Annotated in this window: 15 protein-coding genes and 3 tRNA genes; 7 read left to right on the forward strand and 11 right to left on the reverse strand. The window is 52.5% G+C overall.

The features are described from left to right. Window positions 1-9: 9 nt before the first annotated feature. Window positions 10-1,341, reverse strand: coding sequence for an amino-acid N-acetyltransferase (gene argA / locus GHC22_RS04775; protein WP_008785703.1), 1,332 nt, complete (start codon window positions 1,339-1,341; stop codon window positions 10-12). 235 nt (window positions 1,342-1,576) lie between these two features. Here argA and amiC point away from each other — a divergent pair, with 235 nt between their 5' ends. After that, complete coding sequence (gene amiC / locus GHC22_RS04780) at window positions 1,577-2,830, forward strand: N-acetylmuramoyl-L-alanine amidase AmiC (RefSeq protein WP_048215635.1); 1,254 nt, start codon at window positions 1,577-1,579, stop codon at window positions 2,828-2,830. 74 nt (window positions 2,831-2,904) lie between these two features. Here the strand turns inward: amiC and GHC22_RS04785 are convergent. The 3 genes from GHC22_RS04785 to GHC22_RS04795 all read right to left on the reverse strand — a co-directional run bounded on the left by GHC22_RS04785 (window position 2,905) and on the right by GHC22_RS04795 (window position 3,320). Further along, window positions 2,905-2,981, reverse strand: a tRNA-Met gene (locus tag GHC22_RS04785). A 33-nt stretch (window positions 2,982-3,014) separates the two neighbouring features. After that, window positions 3,015-3,091, reverse strand: a tRNA-Met gene (locus tag GHC22_RS04790). A 152-nt stretch (window positions 3,092-3,243) separates the two neighbouring features. Continuing rightward, window positions 3,244-3,320 (reverse strand) — tRNA-Met (locus tag GHC22_RS04795). Between the two features lie 205 nt (window positions 3,321-3,525). Here GHC22_RS04795 and mltA point away from each other — a divergent pair. After that, a complete protein-coding gene (gene mltA, locus GHC22_RS04800; protein WP_008785702.1) occupies window positions 3,526-4,623 on the forward strand; it encodes a murein transglycosylase A in 1,098 nt (365 codons plus the stop codon). Window positions 4,624-4,731: 108 nt separating this feature from the next. Next, window positions 4,732-5,538: a tRNA cyclic N6-threonylcarbamoyladenosine(37) synthase TcdA gene (gene tcdA, locus GHC22_RS04805; protein ID WP_003825630.1), complete on the forward strand. Its 807-nt coding sequence runs from the start codon at window positions 4,732-4,734 to the stop codon at window positions 5,536-5,538. Between the two features lie 77 nt (window positions 5,539-5,615). On the opposite strand, the gene csdE is transcribed toward tcdA, so the two are convergent. After that, window positions 5,616-6,062, reverse strand: coding sequence for a cysteine desulfurase sulfur acceptor subunit CsdE (gene csdE / locus GHC22_RS04810; RefSeq protein WP_048236692.1), 447 nt, complete (start codon window positions 6,060-6,062; stop codon window positions 5,616-5,618). After that, the gene (gene csdA / locus GHC22_RS04815) at window positions 6,062-7,267 is read right to left on the reverse strand and encodes a cysteine desulfurase CsdA (RefSeq protein WP_153752329.1); all 1,206 of its coding nucleotides are present in this window, start codon (window positions 7,265-7,267) and stop codon (window positions 6,062-6,064) included. Before csdA ends, csdE begins: the two co-directional genes overlap by 1 nt. Before the next feature lie 192 nt (window positions 7,268-7,459). Here csdA and GHC22_RS04820 point away from each other — a divergent pair, with 192 nt between their 5' ends. The 4 genes from GHC22_RS04820 to rlmM all read left to right on the forward strand — a co-directional run bounded on the left by GHC22_RS04820 (window position 7,460) and on the right by rlmM (window position 10,477). Next, a complete protein-coding gene (locus tag GHC22_RS04820) occupies window positions 7,460-7,687 on the forward strand; it encodes a YgdI/YgdR family lipoprotein (RefSeq protein ID WP_003825635.1) in 228 nt (75 codons plus the stop codon). Between the two features lie 365 nt (window positions 7,688-8,052). Further along, complete coding sequence (gene gcvA / locus GHC22_RS04825) at window positions 8,053-8,970, forward strand: glycine cleavage system transcriptional regulator GcvA (protein WP_003034035.1); 918 nt, start codon at window positions 8,053-8,055, stop codon at window positions 8,968-8,970. An 18-nt stretch (window positions 8,971-8,988) separates the two neighbouring features. Continuing rightward, the gene (locus GHC22_RS04830) at window positions 8,989-9,384 is read left to right on the forward strand and encodes a DUF423 domain-containing protein (protein ID WP_153752331.1); all 396 of its coding nucleotides are present in this window, start codon (window positions 8,989-8,991) and stop codon (window positions 9,382-9,384) included. Continuing rightward, window positions 9,377-10,477, forward strand: a complete 1,101-nt coding sequence (gene rlmM / locus GHC22_RS04835; protein ID WP_003034040.1) for a 23S rRNA (cytidine(2498)-2'-O)-methyltransferase RlmM — start codon at window positions 9,377-9,379, stop codon at window positions 10,475-10,477. The genes GHC22_RS04830 and rlmM overlap by 8 nt, the downstream gene beginning before the upstream one ends. A 35-nt stretch (window positions 10,478-10,512) precedes the next feature. On the opposite strand, the gene fucR is transcribed toward rlmM, so the two are convergent. The 5 genes from fucR to fucP all read right to left on the reverse strand — a co-directional run bounded on the left by fucR (window position 10,513) and on the right by fucP (window position 16,366). Beyond that, the gene (gene fucR / locus GHC22_RS04840) at window positions 10,513-11,241 is read right to left on the reverse strand and encodes an L-fucose operon activator (RefSeq protein WP_153752333.1); all 729 of its coding nucleotides are present in this window, start codon (window positions 11,239-11,241) and stop codon (window positions 10,513-10,515) included. 57 nt (window positions 11,242-11,298) lie between these two features. After that, entirely contained in the window at window positions 11,299-11,721 is a 423-nt protein-coding gene (gene fucU / locus GHC22_RS04845; RefSeq protein ID WP_008785698.1) for an L-fucose mutarotase, read from the reverse strand. A 1-nt stretch (window position 11,722) separates the two neighbouring features. Then, a complete protein-coding gene (gene fucK / locus GHC22_RS04850; RefSeq protein ID WP_008785697.1) occupies window positions 11,723-13,141 on the reverse strand; it encodes an L-fuculokinase in 1,419 nt (472 codons plus the stop codon). Between the two features lie 107 nt (window positions 13,142-13,248). Next, window positions 13,249-15,024 (reverse strand): L-fucose isomerase, encoded by a 1,776-nt coding sequence (gene fucI / locus GHC22_RS04855; protein WP_003825648.1) that lies wholly within the window; start codon window positions 15,022-15,024, stop codon window positions 13,249-13,251. Window positions 15,025-15,055: 31 nt separating this feature from the next. Continuing rightward, entirely contained in the window at window positions 15,056-16,366 is a 1,311-nt protein-coding gene (gene fucP, locus GHC22_RS04860; RefSeq protein WP_008785696.1) for an L-fucose:H+ symporter permease, read from the reverse strand. Window positions 16,367-16,681 lie beyond the last annotated feature (315 nt).

Here is a 16,681-nt window from a genome sequence, read left to right on the forward strand (position 1 = left end):
CAACGACTCTTACCCCAAATCCGCCATCAGCACTTTTGACCGCCGCTGATAGTTGTACATCTCTTTCTTGCTTTCCGGCAGCAGGTCGATATCCACTGGCGTGAAGCCGCGCTCCTGGAACCAGTGGATGCTGCGTGTGGTTAACACAAACAGCTTGCTCAACCCCATTTGCCGGGCCTGCGCGGCGATTCGTTCCAGCAACACTTCCCCGCGTGACGAGCTACGGTAGTCCGGATGCACTGCTACACACGCCATTTCGCCAATCCTCTCTTCCGGGAAAGGGTACAGAGCGGCACAGGCGATGGTCAGGTTATCACGCTGAATAATCGTGAATTTGTCGATCTCCATTTCCAACTGCTCGCGCGAGCGGCGCACCAGAATACCTTGCTGCTCCAGCGGGCGGATAAGCTCCAGAATCCCGCCGATATCGTTAATGGTAGCGCGACGGATCTGCTCGGCGCTTTCCATTACGATCTGCGTACCGATCCCGTCGCGGGAGAACAGTTCCTGCAGCAATGCACCATCTTCCTGATAACTGATCAGGTGACAGCGACGTACGCCACTGCGACAGGCCTTCACTGCCCCACGCAGGAAGCGCACCGTGCCGGAGCTGTAATCGCCTTTCTCTTCCTGCAACTCAACGCGAGCCTGAGCTTCGTTAGGAAACAGCTCGGAAATAATATCGCCGTCATCGTTGGTGACCCCCTGAGAGGAGCAAAAGCCGATCATTTTCTCGGCCTTCAGTTTGATAGCCAACTGCGTGGCGACCTCTTCTGACGTCAGGTTAAAGCTCTCACCGGTGACGGAAACGGCAACCGGGCCCATCAGCACAATTGCGCCGCTGTCTAACTGGCGGTGAATGGCATCTTCATCAATACGACGAATACGCCCGCTATGGCAGTAATCTACGCCGTCATCAACGCCCAGCGGCTGAGAGATAATAAAATTACCGCTGACCACATTGATGTGAGCACCCTGCAATGGCGTATTATTCAGGCTCATCGACAGGCGGGCGGTAATATCAAGCTGAAGTAAACCCGCAGCCTGTTTGACCAGCTCCAGCGTTTTAGCGTCGGTAACGCGCGTATTTTTGTGGTACACCGGCTCATGATGATGCGCCGCAAGATTGGCATCAATCTGCGGTCGTGCGCCATAGACCACGACCAGGCGGATGCCGAGGCTATGAAGAAGACCAATGTCATTGACGATACTGGAAAAATTTTCATGCTCGATGGCTTCGCCGCCTAGCATAATGACAAACGTTTTTCCCCGATGGGTATTGATATAGGGAACAGAATGGCGGAATCCCTGTACCAGTTCGGTTCTACGCTCCTTCACCACGGCACACCCTCATTGCATGATTATTCGTAATTTGTGTATTTTTATTCTGTTTTTGCGCTGTGCGCAAGCGTAATTTTTACCCATGCCGAAGATTTTTCTCAGTAATGCCGTGAATATAAAAAGAATGTTTACCCTTTTATAGATGACAGATTATGCGTCATTCGCTAAAGTTTCCGGTCAATTCGGACGTTTTACGTATTACCTCTAAAAAAGATTTCTTTTGCTCGGGAGAAGCATGTCGGGATCCAATTCAGCAATCAGTCGCCGCCGTTTATTGAAAGGTGCGGGTGCTATGTGGCTTTTGAGCGTCAGCCAGGTGGGTCTGGCGGCCGTGAGTCAGGTCGTTGCCGTACGTATCTGGCCTGCGTCCAGCTACACTCGCGTCACGGTAGAATCTAACCGTCTGCTGAAATACAAACAGTTTGCCCTGAGTAATCCTGAGCGTGTGGTTGTGGATATTGAAGACGTTAATTTGAACTCGGTGCTCAAGGGCATTGGGACGCAGATTCGTCCTGACGATCCGTATATTAAGTCGGCGCGCGTTGGTCAGTTTGATCCAAAGACCGTGCGGATGGTGTTCGAGCTGAAACAGAATGTGAAGCCGCAACTTTTTGCGCTGGCTCCGGTGGCAGGCTTTAAAGAACGTCTGGTGATGGATCTCTATCCCGCGAATGCCCAGGACGTTCAGGATCCGCTGCTGGCATTGCTGGAAGATTACAACAAGGGCGATCTGGATAAACAGGTGCCACCTGCACAAAGTGGCCCGCAGCCGGGTAAAGCGGGGCGCGATCGTCCCATTGTCATTATGCTCGATCCAGGCCACGGCGGAGAAGACTCCGGTGCGGTGGGGAAATACAAGACGCGTGAAAAGGATGTGGTGCTGCAGATTGCCCGCCGCCTGCGAGCCCTCATAGAGAAAGAGGGCAACATGAAGGTCTTTATGACACGAAATGAAGATATCTTCATTCCGCTTAAAGTCCGCGTGGCGAAAGCGCAGAAGCAGCGTGCTGACCTGTTTGTCTCTATTCATGCCGATGCCTTTACCAGTCGACAACCCAGCGGTTCGTCGGTGTTTGCGCTCTCGACCAAAGGCGCGACAAGTACCGCCGCGAAATATCTGGCGCAGACCCAGAACGCCTCGGATCTCATTGGTGGCGTCAGTAAGAGCGGTGACCGCTACGTCGACCACACCATGTTCGACATGGTGCAGTCGCTGACCATCGCCGACAGCCTGAAGTTTGGTAAAGCGGTATTGAGTAAGCTTGGCAAAATCAACAATCTGCACAAGAACCAGGTTGAACAGGCCGGGTTTGCGGTGCTAAAAGCGCCGGATATCCCGTCTATTCTGGTCGAAACGGCTTTTATCAGTAACGTTGAGGAAGAGCGCAAACTCAAAACGGCGACCTTCCAGCAGGAAGTTGCAGAGTCGATTCTGGCAGGGATTAAAGCCTACTTTGCCGATGGGGCGACGCTGGCGAGAAGGGGATAACAAAAAAGCGCTGAAAAGCGCTTTTTTTATGGGCGACAGAAACAAAAAAACACCCGTTAAGGTGTTTAATGTGTTGGTTGCGGGGGCCGGATTTGAACCGACGACCTTCGGGTTATGAGCCCGACGAGCTACCAGGCTGCTCCACCCCGCGTCACCGTACTGCTTATATTTTATCAAATTTGATTGGTTGCGGGGGCCAGATTTGAACTGACGACCTTCGGGTTATGAGCCCGACGAGCTACCAGGCTGCTCCACCCCGCGTCCGTCTTTTTGCTTCGTATTTCAAACCACATCAGCGTTGGCTTTCCTCGTTCACCTCAGTCACTTACTGGAGTAAGCTCCTAAGGATTCACTGCGTCGCCGCCTTGCTGTGATTCGAACTACTTTGCAAAAATCTTACATCAAATTTTAATTGGTTGCGGGGGCCAGATTTGAACTGACGACCTTCGGGTTATGAGCCCGACGAGCTACCAGGCTGCTCCACCCCGCGTCCGTGGATGCGCACTATACTCTGCTCGCATTTTCATGCAACCCTTTTTTCACCTTGATCACGTTTTTAGGGTGAAAATGAACAAAAACAACGCATTCTGGATTATTTTTTGCTCAAAATTTGCGTTCGGGTATGTATACGCATTTCATTAGGTTCGGGGGTTTGTTATCTTCGTCTCGCATTCAGGCAACATAAGACGAGAACAATGAAAGGACGTTGGGCAAAATATCTTCTGGCGGGAGCTGTAGTCGCGATGCTCGCCGCGTGTTCCTCAAAACCCACCGATCGTGGGCAGCAGTATAAAGACGGGAAATTTACCCAGCCTTTCTCACTGGTGAACCAGCCTGATGCGGTTGGCGCGCCAATCAATGCCGGTGATTTCGCCGAGCAGGTTAATCAAATTCGCAGCGCTTCGCCACGTTTGTACGGCAACCAGAGCGACGTCTACAACGCTATCCAGCAATGGTTACGTGCGGGCGGTGATACGCGCAGTATGCGCCAGTTTGGTATTGATGCCTGGCAAATGGAAGGGGCGGACAACTACGGTAACGTCCAGTTTACTGGTTACTACACACCGGTTATCCAGGCGCGCCATACGCGCCAGGGCGAGTTTCAGTATCCTATCTATCGCATGCCGCCAAAACGTGGGCGCTTACCCTCTCGTGCCGAGATCTACGCGGGCGCACTAAGCGACAATTATATTCTGGCATACAGTAACTCCCTGATGGATAACTTCATTATGGATGTTCAGGGCAGTGGTTACATCGATTTTGGCGATGGCAGCCCGCTCAACTTCTTTAGCTATGCCGGGAAAAACGGCCACGCCTATCGCAGTATCGGTAAAGTGCTTATCGACCGTGGCGAAGTGAAAAAAGAAGATATGTCGATGCAGGCTATTCGCCACTGGGGTGAAACGCACAGCGAAGCCGAAGTGCGTGAGCTGCTGGAGCAGAACCCATCGTTTGTCTTCTTTAAACCGCAATCTTTTGCTCCGGTGAAAGGGGCCAGCGCGGTGCCGCTGATTGGCCGCGCGTCCGTAGCTTCTGACCGTAGTATCATTCCTGCGGGCACAACGTTACTGGCGGAAGTCCCGTTACTGGACAATAACGGCAAGTTTACCGGTCAGTACGAACTGCGCCTGATGGTGGCGTTAGATGTGGGTGGGGCTATTAAAGGGCAACACTTCGACATCTATCAGGGTATTGGCGCTGACGCCGGACACCGTGCCGGGTGGTATAATCACTACGGTCGCGTATGGGTACTAAAAACAGCGCCGGGTGCGGGTAACGTGTTCAGCGGTTAATTGCCGGATGGCACTTCGCTTATCAAGCCTACATTATTGAGTAGGCCTGGTAAGGCGTAGCCGACATCAGGCAGTCAGACTGCTCGGTATTAATGAATTTGAGGTTCTATGTCTGTGGTTATTAGCGATGCCTGGCGCCAACGTTTTGGCGGTACGGCACGTCTGTATGGCGAAAATGCGTTGCAGCTGTTTGCCCAATCGCACGTTTGCGTGGTTGGGATTGGCGGAGTAGGGTCATGGGCGGCGGAAGCGCTGGCGCGAACCGGTATTGGCGCTATCACACTCATTGATATGGATGATGTGTGCGTCACCAATACAAACCGCCAGATCCATGCGCTGCGTGATAACGTCGGTCTGGCAAAAGCTGAAGTGATGGCGGAGCGTATCCGACAGATTAACCCGGAGTGCCGGGTGAACGTGGTCGATGATTTTGTTACCCCAGATAACGTTGCTGAATATATGAATGCGGGATTTTCGTACGTCATCGATGCGATTGATAGCGTGCGCCCAAAAGCGGCACTGATTGCGTACTGTCGGCGCAACAAAATTCCGCTGGTGACCACCGGTGGTGCGGGCGGACAGATCGATCCTACCCAGATTCAGGTCGTTGATTTGGCAAAAACCATCCAGGATCCGCTGGCGGCCAAGCTACGTGAGCGGCTGAAAAGCGATTTTGGCGTGGTGAAAAACAGCAAAGGCAAGCTGGGCGTGGACTGCGTGTTCTCGACCGAAGCGCTGGTTTACCCGCAGGCGGATGGCTCGGTATGTGCGATGAAAGCGACGGCGGAAGGGCCGAAGCGTATGGATTGCGCGTCCGGGTTTGGCGCGGCCACCATGGTGACAGCCACCTTTGGCTTTGTTGCTGTCTCCCATGCGCTGAAGAAGATGATGGCGAAGGCCGCGCGTCAGGCCTGATTGTGTCGGATGTTGCTGTGCTTATCCGACCTACAGTTCGTGCAGTGTTGTAGGCCGGATAAGACGTATCTGCGTCGTCATCCGGCTTTCTGGGCCGCCTCGAGAATCGCCTCGTTCAGAGCATGTAGTCCCTGGCTACGCGAGGCGCTGAGCTGAGCGCGTAAACCCAGTTCGTCAAATAACGCCATCGGAGAACGCGCCAGTAACTCGGCTGCCGTTTTACCTTCGACCGCGGTGAGTAATACCGCCAACAGTCCACGTACTATTCGACCTTCGCTGTCGCCGAAGAAATGCAGAGTGCCATTCTCATGAAGAGTATGCCCCAGCCAGACGCGGTTTTCGCAGCCCGCAATTTCTTTGGCCTGCGCCTTTAGCGCATCCGGGAGTGCCGGCAACTGCTTACCCAGCAGAATCAGCTGGCGATATTTATCTTCCCACTGAGTAAGCGGGATAAAGGTATTGCGTAACGTCTCTTCGGTTACGGTTGTGCCAAACGGGTGTCCGGCGAACTGAGGGCTTGTCATTAATCCACCAATATTTCCAGCGCGCGGTCGACGGCTGCGACCAACGCATCCACATCGCTTTGGGTATTATAAGGGGCAAATGAGGCGCGTAGTGTTCCGGATACGCCAAGTTCCGCCAGCAGCGGTTGTGCGCAGTGTTGCCCCGCGCGCAGCGCAATGCCATATTCGGCCAATAGAGTGACCATATCGCTGTGATGAACACCCGCGAAATCAAAGGCTAACAGACTGGAGTCCTGGCAGCGGAAGGAACGAAAGCCAGGGCGTTTCGCCAGGGCATCTTCTGCCAGCGTCGCCAGACCCCGGCTCCAGTTTTCGGCCTGCGCAACGTCGACGTCCGCCAGCCATTCGAGCGCCGCGCTTAGCCCGATAACGCCTGCAACGTTAGGCGTACCGGCTTCCAGCTTCCATGGTGCGGGCTGAGTGGTGAAACCGTCAAAACTGACTTCGCTAATCATCTTACCGCCCCCAAGCCAGGGAGACATGGCTTCCAGCAGTTCCGGCTTACCGTACAGCACGCCAATACCGGTGGGGCCATATAGCTTGTGGCCTGAAAACGCATAGAAATCAATATCCAACTGCTGTACATCGGCAGGGTAATGCACAATCCCCTGGGCACCATCAACCATCACCACCATGCCAGCCGCATGGGCGAGCGTAATGGCGCGGGCCAGATCCGGGCAGCCACCGGTGACGTTCGACATTTGCCCGAGCGCCAGAATGCGGCTGCGCGGGGTGATGAGCTGCGTGAGGATCTCAACGTCTGGCAACAAATGGGGGTTGAGTGGGAGTTTGACGACCTTAGCCCCCGTTTGCTCCGCGACCATCAGCCAGGGAACGAGGTTGGCGTGATGTTCCGCTGCGCTAACGATAATCTCATCACCCGGTTGAAGGCGTGGACGCGCATAGCTTTGGGCAACCATGTTGATCGCTTCCGTTGTGCCGCGGGTCCAGACGATGGTTTTGTCATCCGACGCATTAATCAGGTGTGCGACTTTTTCCCGCGCGGCTTCATAGCGTGCGGTCAGACGCTGGGCTTCAGCAAACTGGCTGCGATGGACGTTCCCGGCACTCAGGCTATAAAACTGATGGGTAGCTTCAATGACCGCCTGTGGCTTCAGCGCCGTAGCAGCACTGTCGAGATAGACGCCAGCATCGTTGAGTGCGGGAAATTGTGCGCGAAACTGCGCGGGGTTAAAAGCGTTCATGGTATTCCTCAGTTCAGTAAACCGATCGTGGCGCAAAAAGGGCATTGATACAAGGGTTGTGCTAACCATCGGAATACTCTGGATATCCTGGCAAAGCCCGTTCAGTGTCTTATGCTAAATAGCGTTAGGCGAACAATTTTGCCTGTTACGGAGTATGTTTTTAATAGCATAAATCGCTTTAAGGAGAAGAAGATGAAAAAGACTGCCGCCATTATTTCTGCCTGTATGCTGACTTTTGCCCTGAGCGCCTGTTCTGGCTCGAATTACGTGATGCACACCAATGATGGTCGATCAATCGTAGCTGATGGTAAACCACAGACCGATAATGAGACGGGGATGATTTCGTATAAAGACGCTAACGGCAACAAACAGCAGATTAACCGCACTGACGTGAAAGAGATGGTAGAACTGGAGCAATAATAGCCGGTCGGCCATCGACGAAACGTGGACAAAAAAAAGCACCGCAATTTGGCGGTGCTACATTAATCACTATGGACAGACAGGGTAAATGTACAGGAAGTGAAAAAGGGTAGCTTTGCTACCATGGTCTGAATCGCAGACCAATTGCAAACACAACAACACAACATCACAACCGTAAGCCAAAAGCCCACCAGAACACGCATTCCGATAAAACTTTTCGTTCCGGCTTCAGGAAGTGCCGCCACTATAGGTATTTGCTGGTAGAACCTCAACGGACAATTTATAATGGCTCAGATAAAAAAAACTAATAGGTTACAGCCTGTTAGCTAATTGTTAAATTCATTTAACATCAAAGCCTAAAAGTCATGTCAAAACGATTACCACCCTTAAATGCGTTACGTGTTTTTGATGCTGCAGCGCGTCATTTAAGCTTTACTCGCGCAGCAGAAGAGCTTTTTGTGACGCAGGCCGCAGTAAGTCACCAAATCAAGTCACTTGAGGATTTTTTGGGGCTAAAACTGTTTCGTCGACGCAATCGATCTTTGCTGTTAACGGAAGAAGGTCAAAGCTACTTTCTCGACATTAAAGAGATTTTTTCGCAATTAACCGACGCGACGCGTAAACTTCAGGCACGCAGTGCAAAAGGTGCGCTTACCGTTAGTTTATTGCCCAGTTTTGCGATCCAATGGCTGGTGCCCAGACTCTCTAGCTTTAACTCAGCTTATCCGGGAATCGATGTCAGGATCCAGGCGGTGGACCGTCAGGAAGACAAACTGGCTGATGATGTTGATGTGGCGATTTTCTACGGACGCGGCAACTGGCCGGGTCTGCGCGTTGAAAAATTGTACGCAGAATATTTATTGCCGGTCTGCTCTCCGCTGTTGCTTACCGGTGATAAACCGCTAAAGACACCGGACGACCTGGCAAAACACACTTTATTGCATGATGCGTCGCGACGAGACTGGCAAGCCTATACGCGCCAGCTTGGCCTGAATCATATCAACGTGCAGCAGGGACCTATCTTCAGCCATAGCGCCATGGTGCTACAGGCTGCAATCCATGGACAGGGGATCGCGCTGGCTAACAACGTCATGGCGCAGTCCGAAATTGAAGCCGGACGACTGGTCTGTCCGTTTAACGATGTTCTGGTCAGCAAAAACGCATTTTATCTGGTTTGTCATGACAGTCAGGCAGAACTGGGTAAAATAGCCGCCTTCCGTCAGTGGATTCTGGCGAAAGCGGCCACGGAACAAGAAAAATTCCGCTTTCGTTATGAACAATAATTTACGTAGGGTATTCAAATGACCAGCCGTTTTATGCTGATTTTTGCCGCCGTAAGTGGCTTTATCTTTGTGGCGTTGGGCGCCTTTGGGTCACATGTTCTGAGCAAAACCCTCGGTGTTGTTGAAATGGGGTGGATTCAGACCGGCCTTGAGTATCAGGCGTTTCATACGCTGGCTATCTTTGGCCTGGCCGTCGCCATGCAACGGCGCATTAGTATTTGGTTTTACTGGAGTAGCGTGTTTCTGGCATTAGGTACAGTGCTGTTTAGCGGCAGCCTGTATTGTCTCGCGCTCTCTCATTTACGCCTGTGGGCGTTTGTTACCCCTGTCGGCGGCTTCAGCTTCCTCGTAGGCTGGGCGCTGATGTTAGTGGGCGCTATTCGATTGAAACGTAAGGGCGTTAGCCATGAATAAGGTTGTATTGTTGTGTCGCCCAGGTTTTGAAAAAGAGTGCGCCGCAGAAATTACGGATAAAGCAGGACGCCGGGAAATCTTCGGTTTTGCCCGCGTGAAAGACAATGCGGGTTACGTCATCTTCGAATGCTATCAGCAGGACGATGCTGAAAAGTTAGTGAAAGAGCTGCCGTTTAGTTCGCTGATTTTTGCTCGTCAAATGTTTGTGGTGGGCGAGCTGCTGCAATACTTACCGCCGGAAGATCGTATTACACCGATCGTTGGCATGTTGCAGGGCGTGGTGGAAAAGGGTGGCGATCTGCGAGTAGAAGTTGCCGACACCAATGAAAGCAAAGAGCTGGTTAAATTTTGCCGTAAATTTACCGTACCGTTGCGTGCAGCGCTGCGCGAAGCGGGCGTACTGGCAAAGTATGAAACGCCAAAGCGTCCGGTGGTTCACGTCTTCTTTATCGCCCCTGGCTGTTGTTATACCGGTTATTCCTGGCCTGACAATAACTCACCGTTTTACATGGGGATTCCGCGTCTGAAGTTTCCAGCCGATGCGCCGAGCCGTTCAACGCTCAAGCTGGAAGAAGCGCTGCACGTGTTTATCCCTGCCGATGAATGGGATGAGCGTCTGGCGAACGGAATGTATGCGGTGGATTTAGGCGCCTGCCCTGGCGGATGGACCTATCAACTGGTTAAACGCAATATGTGGGTTTACTCCGTGGATAACGGTCCGATGGCGCAAAGCCTGATGGATACCGGGCAGGTCACCTGGCTACGTGAAGACGGATTTAAGTACCGTCCGAATCGCAACAACATTTCGTGGATGGTCTGTGACATGGTGGAGAAGCCGGCGAAGGTTGCCGCGCTGATGGCACAATGGCTGGTCAACGGCTGGTGTCGTGAGACGATCTTCAACCTCAAGCTGCCGATGAAAAAACGCTACGAAGAGGTATCACAGAACCTGGCTTACATTCAGGCCCAGCTTGATGAACATGGTGTAAATGCCCAGATTCAGGCGCGTCAGCTGTATCATGACCGTGAAGAAGTAACCGTTCACGTACGTCGTCTGTGGGCTGCCGTCGGCGGTCGTCGCGACGAGCGATAAGGCTACAACCCAGGCCGGATGGCGGCATAATTGCCCTATTCGGCCTGGATTGCTTCAATCAGCTGTGTATCTGAAACAATATGCGTCACATCATCCAGATGCCCAATTCTGGCCTCTCCCGAACGATTAAATTTACTTTTATCGATCAGTAATAAAGACTGCGATGCACGCTTAAGCAGAATGGATTTGAAGTCTGCGTTGGTTGCATTTGAGTCCCAGAGCGCACCGTCGCTGTCGATCCCTTCGCAGGAAAAAATAAACAGGTCAATCTCGAGTGGTTTTAGCTGCGAGATAAGCGAGGGATTAACGTAGCAACCGTATTTGCGCTCAAGGCGACCGCCGGAGCTGATAAGCTGAATGTGTTCACGCTTAGCCAATTCCTGGCAGATGGGCTGGCTGTTGGTAAAAACGTGAATGTTGGTGTCCGGTAACTGTCGCGCCAGATACCAGCAGGTAGAGCTGGCGTCTAAGGCAATCACCATACCTTCTTCGATCCATGCCAACGCTTCACGGGCAATATCCGCTTTGTGTGCATAGTGGCTTTTGAGTCGAATATGAAATGGGTCACCGCTGTCCTGATTTTCCCGGTGAATAACTTTGGCCCGACCGTGGTTGCGTAACACTTTTCCCTGGGTCTGTAACTCGCTGAGATCGCGGCGGATGGTCTCTTTGCTGACGTTAAGCTGCAAAGCCAGGGCTTCGGTTGTCAGGCTTTTGTGGTTAGTAAGCAGATCTACGATTGCCTGCTGGCGCGCCGCTTTCATGTTCTGATCCTCATCTAATGATGAATGCCCGTACCTGACGGGCATTCTGACCAGAGATTACGGCGTTACCCCTTTTTTTAAAAGAATATTCCCGTACTTTGCCCGCTCTCCTGTGATAACGATCGCAAACGCCTTTTGTGCTCGTTCGTAAAAGGCATAGCGGTCAATACGCGTGATGTCCGGGCAGGGGGTCTGTAATGAAAGCGCCTGACGATAGCGAGTCTCAACGTCAGGATCGAGAGTGTCGCCTTCAACCGCAGCCATCATCACCAGCGGTGGGGCGTAGCTGTCCAGTTCAAATAGCGGAATAAGCGCCCGCAGTAGATCGCTGACCAGCAGACCGTCAGCGCGGATGACCTGCGGCCCCATGCTGTTGGCCGGGAAGTGGGCATCGGAAAAGATAATCTCATCGCCGTGTCCCATTTCGGCCAGCACTTTCAGTAAGTCGGGGGAAATTAAGGGAGATATCGTTTTAAGCATGTTACTCGACTCCTGTGAGTTCGGATTCGGTTTGCGGATAGAAGTAACGGTACTGATAGCGCACCTGTTCGCGCGCCTGCTCCGGGGAGGTAAATTCCCCGATGCCTGACCAGGCAAACATTGCGGCGCCTGCCACGGTGGTTTCGGCATCATCCAGCACTTTGACAGGGATCCCGAGAACGTTCGCTTTGATTTGGTTCCACAAGATGTTGCGGCTGCCCCCGCCAACTAATAGCAGTTCAGTGGCCTGGAAATGGCCGATTTTTTCCAGCGTTTGCAGATTCCGCTGCAGCTGTTCTGTCAGTCCTTCCAGCGCGGCGCGATAAAAGTGCCCACGGGTAGTATTGAGGGTAACCCCTTGCCAGCCCGCATTCTGACAGGCCAGCAGGTCGCAGTGCATCTTCACCCCTTCGGCACCAGCGGGAATATCCCGAGCTTCATCAATCAACGTTTGCCAGGGCGTGTCCGCGGTCCATAACAGCTTACGAACCCATTCAAGCACACCGGAGGCCAGCCACTGCATACCGGGATTGTTAAGCCCAGCCTGACTATCCAGCTCACAGGTGGAGCCCGCATAATGACTGAGCAGGGAGGTATTTACCTGCGCACTGCGTACCATCAGAATTTCCCATGTGCCGGAAGAGAGCACCGGTTCATCCTGTTGGGCTCCTGCGCCAAATAGCGCAAACTGTGTGTCGTGTCCGGCAGAGATGACTGGAATACCCTCTGGAAGTCCGAGCTGGCTGGCGGCCTCGCGTTGCAGTACCCCAATTTGTTCGCCTGCTTCAACCAGGCGCGGAAACAGGCGACGCGGTATGCCTGTTGCCTGCAAAATGTCCTGGCTGAAATCACGTTGCTGGATATCCAGCATCTGGCTGGTTCCCGCCATGGTGATGTCAGTTGTGAACTCGCCGGTTAAACGTTGGTTGATAAGCGACGAGATAAACAGCCAGGCGTGCGCCTGTTCCAGTAATTGCGGGTGGTTCTCTTTCAGCCACACCAGTTTGTACAGCGTATTGAAGCTAAACGCCCCAACGCCGGAGATTTCCTGCAGTTGCTGCGGTGACATGTAGCGATGGATATTCTCCATTACCGCTGCGGTACGTGGGCATTTCCAACTGATCACCGGGTACAGTTGTTTGCCGTTCTTATCCACCAGCGCGCCATCCACGCCGAAGGTGGTGACGGCGATCCCGCGAATTTGGCAGGCGGCCAATTGTGAGGAAAGCCGCTGACAGCAGTCGGCAAAGCGCTGCAGAATGGCCTCCAGCGACCATTGGTGCCAGGCACTGTTTTCTGCGGCGATGTCACTGGCGTTCGGGGTCGCTGCGCGGGCGACAATCTTTCCCTGTCGGTCAACGGCAATGGCCCGTACGTTGGTCGCGCCACAGTCGAGAACCAGAATAACCTCTTGTTTCATAATTGCTCCTGGGAGATTACCTATTGCCGGATGGCGGCTTCGCCTTATCCGGCCTACAAAACCGTGTGCTTCGTAGGCCGCGCCGCCATCAGGCAATCGCTCGATGTTTAACGCTTATACAGCGGACCGTAGTTCTGACAAGCGCGGTAATCCTGACCTTCCGTATCCATACCGTGGGCGGCCCAGGAGGAAGGACGATAAATTTTCTCGTCTTCCACGTTGTGCATGCACACCGGGATACGCAGCATGGCAGCCAGAGTGATAAAGTCTGCACCTACGTGACCAATCGTCAGCACCCCGTGGTTAGCGCCCCAGTTAGCCATGACGGAATAGACGTCGCTGAACGGGCCCTTGCCGGTTAAGCGCGGAGCAAACCAGGTGGTTGGCCATGTGGAGTTGGTACGCGCATCAAGCTGGTCGTGCATATCTTTCGGCAACTCCACGCTCCAGCCTTCCGCGATTTGTAGCACCGGCCCCAACCCTTTGATGATGTTGATACGGCTCATGGTGAACGGCACACCGCCTTCAGTCAGGAAGCGAGATGAGTAACCGCCCCCGCGGAAGTATTCGTGAATAGCCGGGCACCATTCGGTTGCCGCCAGGCATTCATCCGCCTCTTTCTGCGAGATTTCCCAGTGTGGTTTCATGGTCGGTTTACCTTCGCTGTCGCGCTGTTTGCAGGAACCGTCCAGTGCCGCAGAACCGGAGTTAATCAAGTGAATGATGCCGTGCTCAGCAAGGCCGGTCAGCGGTTTACCCGTCACGCGTTCAACCGCCTCTGGCGACCAGTAGGTGCGCACATCGGCAAAGACCTGGGCCGTGCCGGTGAGTTGATGGCCGAACAGCATCGCCACGCCGTTCAGGCTGTCGTTTTCGGTTGCGACAACGAACGGTTCACGAACGCCATTCCAGTCAAAGGAACTGTTGAGCAACGCTTCGGCGGTATCGCCATTTGGGTATTGATCGGTCCAGTGACGTTGCCCCTGGAAGCCCGCGGCGATCGCGTTATAGCCCAGGGATTCTTCGACCAGACCTTTGTCTGCCAGCTTTTTGTTACCCTGCATCATGTCGCGAATGCACATAGCCATCAGCAGGCTTTCTTTCAGCACTGCGCGGCTTTGTTCAGCGTTACGCTTATATTGCTGCGCGTTCTGATCTTCGCCGTAGCGGAAGTTTTTGTCCGCCCACGCCAGCGCCATTTCCAGCTCGGTTTCATCATAGATTTTCTGGTCAATGCGACGACGCAGCTCGGTCATATCAACCGCCTGCACCTTCATACCCAGCCAGGATTCAAAGAAGTTATGGTCGACGATAGAACCGGCGATGCCCATTGATACACCACCGACAGACAGGTAGCTTTTCCCTTTCATACTGGCGACCGCTAAGCCGGCACGGGCAAAGCGCAGCAGTTTTTCTTCAACATCGGCAGGGATAGATGTGTCGTCTGCATCCTGTACGTCATGACCATAGATGGAGAAGGCAGGAAGGCCTTTTTGGCTGTGAGCTGCCAGTGCGGCGGCCAGGTAAACCGCTCCCGGACGTTCCGTGCCGTTGAAGCCCCAGATCGCTTTCGGGCGCATCGGATCCATGTCGATGGTTTCACTGCCGTAGCACCAACATGGGGTAACGGTAATCGTCACGCCAACATTCTGGCTGCTGAATTTTTCTTCACAGGCTGCGGATTCCGCCATGCCGGCGATACAGGTATCGGCAATCACACATTCAATTTGTGCGCCGCAGGCATGACGAAGTTTTTCAGTGATAAGCGCTGCGGTAGCTTTAGCCATATTCATGGTTTGCTCTTCGAGCGACTCACGTACACCCATACGACGTCCGTCAATAACCGGGCGAATACCAATTTTTGGTAAGCTGATTTTTTTCATCACAGATTCCTCACGTTATTCGGATAAATATTCAGTTGGCTGCCGTTTGTGAACGGAAGCGGGCAAAAATAAAGATGATGGCGAAGCAAAGCGCCGGGACCAGTTCAGCGGTCGGGATATTGCCAGCGGCATCGCTGACAAAGCCCATCACCGGGGTCACAATGCCGCCGCCAATGATGGTCATGACGATAAAAGACGAGCCGTATTTGGTGTCTTGTCCCAGATTTTTGATCCCCAGAGAAAAAATGGTTGGGTACTGAATCGACATAAATGCGCTGCACAACGTCAGGGCCAGCAGGCCGATCTGGCCACCGGTGAAGGCGGAAATCAGGCACAGAATCATGGCAAGCAGGGCATATGCGGCCAGCACTTTATGCGGCGCAAAGCGACTGATAAGCCAGGTGCCGGAGAAACGACCGATAAAGAAGCACACCATGGTGCCGGTCAGGTAGTTGGCGGCGAAACCTGGCGTCATGCCTGGGATCTCTTCGATTGCGTAGCGAATCAGGTAGCTCCAGCAGGCAGTTTGTGCACCGACGTAGCAGAACTGCGCCAGTACCGCCCAACGCCAGTGGCGAATGCGCACCAGGCGGGAAAGGGACGCGGAGAATGAACTCTGAGCGTTGTCACTGTGATCGTCACTTTGCAGGGTCGGAAACTTGGTAAACATGATCAGCAGGGCGACCAGCAAAACGACCGCGACGATGATCATATAAGGGGTTTGAACCGATAACACTAGGCTGTGCTTGTAGGCGCTTAGCTGTTCTGGCGCCATCTTATCGAGTACGTCTTGAGATTGATGTGGCACATTAGACAAAATAAGACTTTGCCCAAAAACAACCGCAATAATGGCACCAAATGAGTTAAAAGTTTGCGCGAGATTTAATCGGAAGTGACCGCCGCTTTCTGGGCCCAGTACGGTTACAAAGGGGTTGGCAGCCGTTTCCAGACAACCTAAGCCCGCCGCAATAATAAATAGGCCAATCAGGAATAAGGTGTAATTCATTACCTCAGCCGCTGGCCAGAATAATGCTGCACCGATGGCATATAAAAATAATCCGGTAATAATGCCTGCTTTATAACTAAGTTTTTTCATCAGAATCCCGGCTGGGATTGGAATGACGAAATAACCAAAATAAAAAGCAGATTGAATCAGACCAGCCTGAAAGTTTGTTAATGTAAAAGCTTGCTGAAATTGTGGTAATAAAATGTCATTAAGATTATTGGCAACCGCCCAAAGAAAAAACAGTGAACAGAGTAACGCGAAGGGAATGACATAATTTTTTGTCTGCCCCCGCTCTACCGCATGAAAACTTTGTGTTTGTATTGATGTGTTTCCCATAGCATCCTCATCAGTTCATAAGCATGTTCAACAGCTTAAGAGTACGATTGGTGATTTTTACCAACCTGCTAATCCAGGTGAGTTCCGGTAACCTGCCAGATAAAATTGGCCTTCATGAATGAACTCATGAATTCATTTTCAAATAAAAACCGGCCATTAATATGATGGTGGTCACATTTATGCTCAGGGTGTGGGTTTATGTGATTATCATCACTTTAATTTCTTAAAAACAATGACCGTTTGAGAAAAATAAATTAAAAAGCCACAGGGATAATGCCCGAATTAATTAGTTAAGTGGAAAACGGGCAATGGTAA

The organism is Citrobacter sp. H12-3-2, from assembly GCF_009649895.1.
Taxonomy (GTDB): Bacteria; Pseudomonadota; Gammaproteobacteria; order Enterobacterales; family Enterobacteriaceae; genus Citrobacter; species Citrobacter portucalensis.

Excerpts from the sequence above, each read along its gene's own strand:
- amiC (WP_048215635.1), top strand. The coding sequence starts at position 1,577 with ATGTCGGGATCCAATTCAGCAATCAGTCGCCGCCGTTTATTGAAAGGT.
- mltA (WP_008785702.1), top strand. The coding sequence starts at position 3,526 with ATGAAAGGACGTTGGGCAAAATATCTTCTGGCGGGAGCTGTAGTCGCG.
- tcdA (WP_003825630.1), top strand. The coding sequence starts at position 4,732 with ATGTCTGTGGTTATTAGCGATGCCTGGCGCCAACGTTTTGGCGGTACG.
- csdE (WP_048236692.1), bottom strand. The coding sequence starts at position 6,062 with ATGACAAGCCCTCAGTTCGCCGGACACCCGTTTGGCACAACCGTAACC.
- csdA (WP_153752329.1), bottom strand. The coding sequence starts at position 7,267 with ATGAACGCTTTTAACCCCGCGCAGTTTCGCGCACAATTTCCCGCACTC.
- GHC22_RS04820 (WP_003825635.1), top strand. The coding sequence starts at position 7,460 with ATGAAAAAGACTGCCGCCATTATTTCTGCCTGTATGCTGACTTTTGCC.
- gcvA (WP_003034035.1), top strand. The coding sequence starts at position 8,053 with ATGTCAAAACGATTACCACCCTTAAATGCGTTACGTGTTTTTGATGCT.
- GHC22_RS04830 (WP_153752331.1), top strand. The coding sequence starts at position 8,989 with ATGACCAGCCGTTTTATGCTGATTTTTGCCGCCGTAAGTGGCTTTATC.
- rlmM (WP_003034040.1), top strand. The coding sequence starts at position 9,377 with ATGAATAAGGTTGTATTGTTGTGTCGCCCAGGTTTTGAAAAAGAGTGC.
- fucR (WP_153752333.1), bottom strand. The coding sequence starts at position 11,241 with ATGAAAGCGGCGCGCCAGCAGGCAATCGTAGATCTGCTTACTAACCAC.
- fucU (WP_008785698.1), bottom strand. The coding sequence starts at position 11,721 with ATGCTTAAAACGATATCTCCCTTAATTTCCCCCGACTTACTGAAAGTG.
- fucK (WP_008785697.1), bottom strand. The coding sequence starts at position 13,141 with ATGAAACAAGAGGTTATTCTGGTTCTCGACTGTGGCGCGACCAACGTA.
- fucI (WP_003825648.1), bottom strand. The coding sequence starts at position 15,024 with ATGAAAAAAATCAGCTTACCAAAAATTGGTATTCGCCCGGTTATTGAC.
- fucP (WP_008785696.1), bottom strand. The coding sequence starts at position 16,366 with ATGGGAAACACATCAATACAAACACAAAGTTTTCATGCGGTAGAGCGG.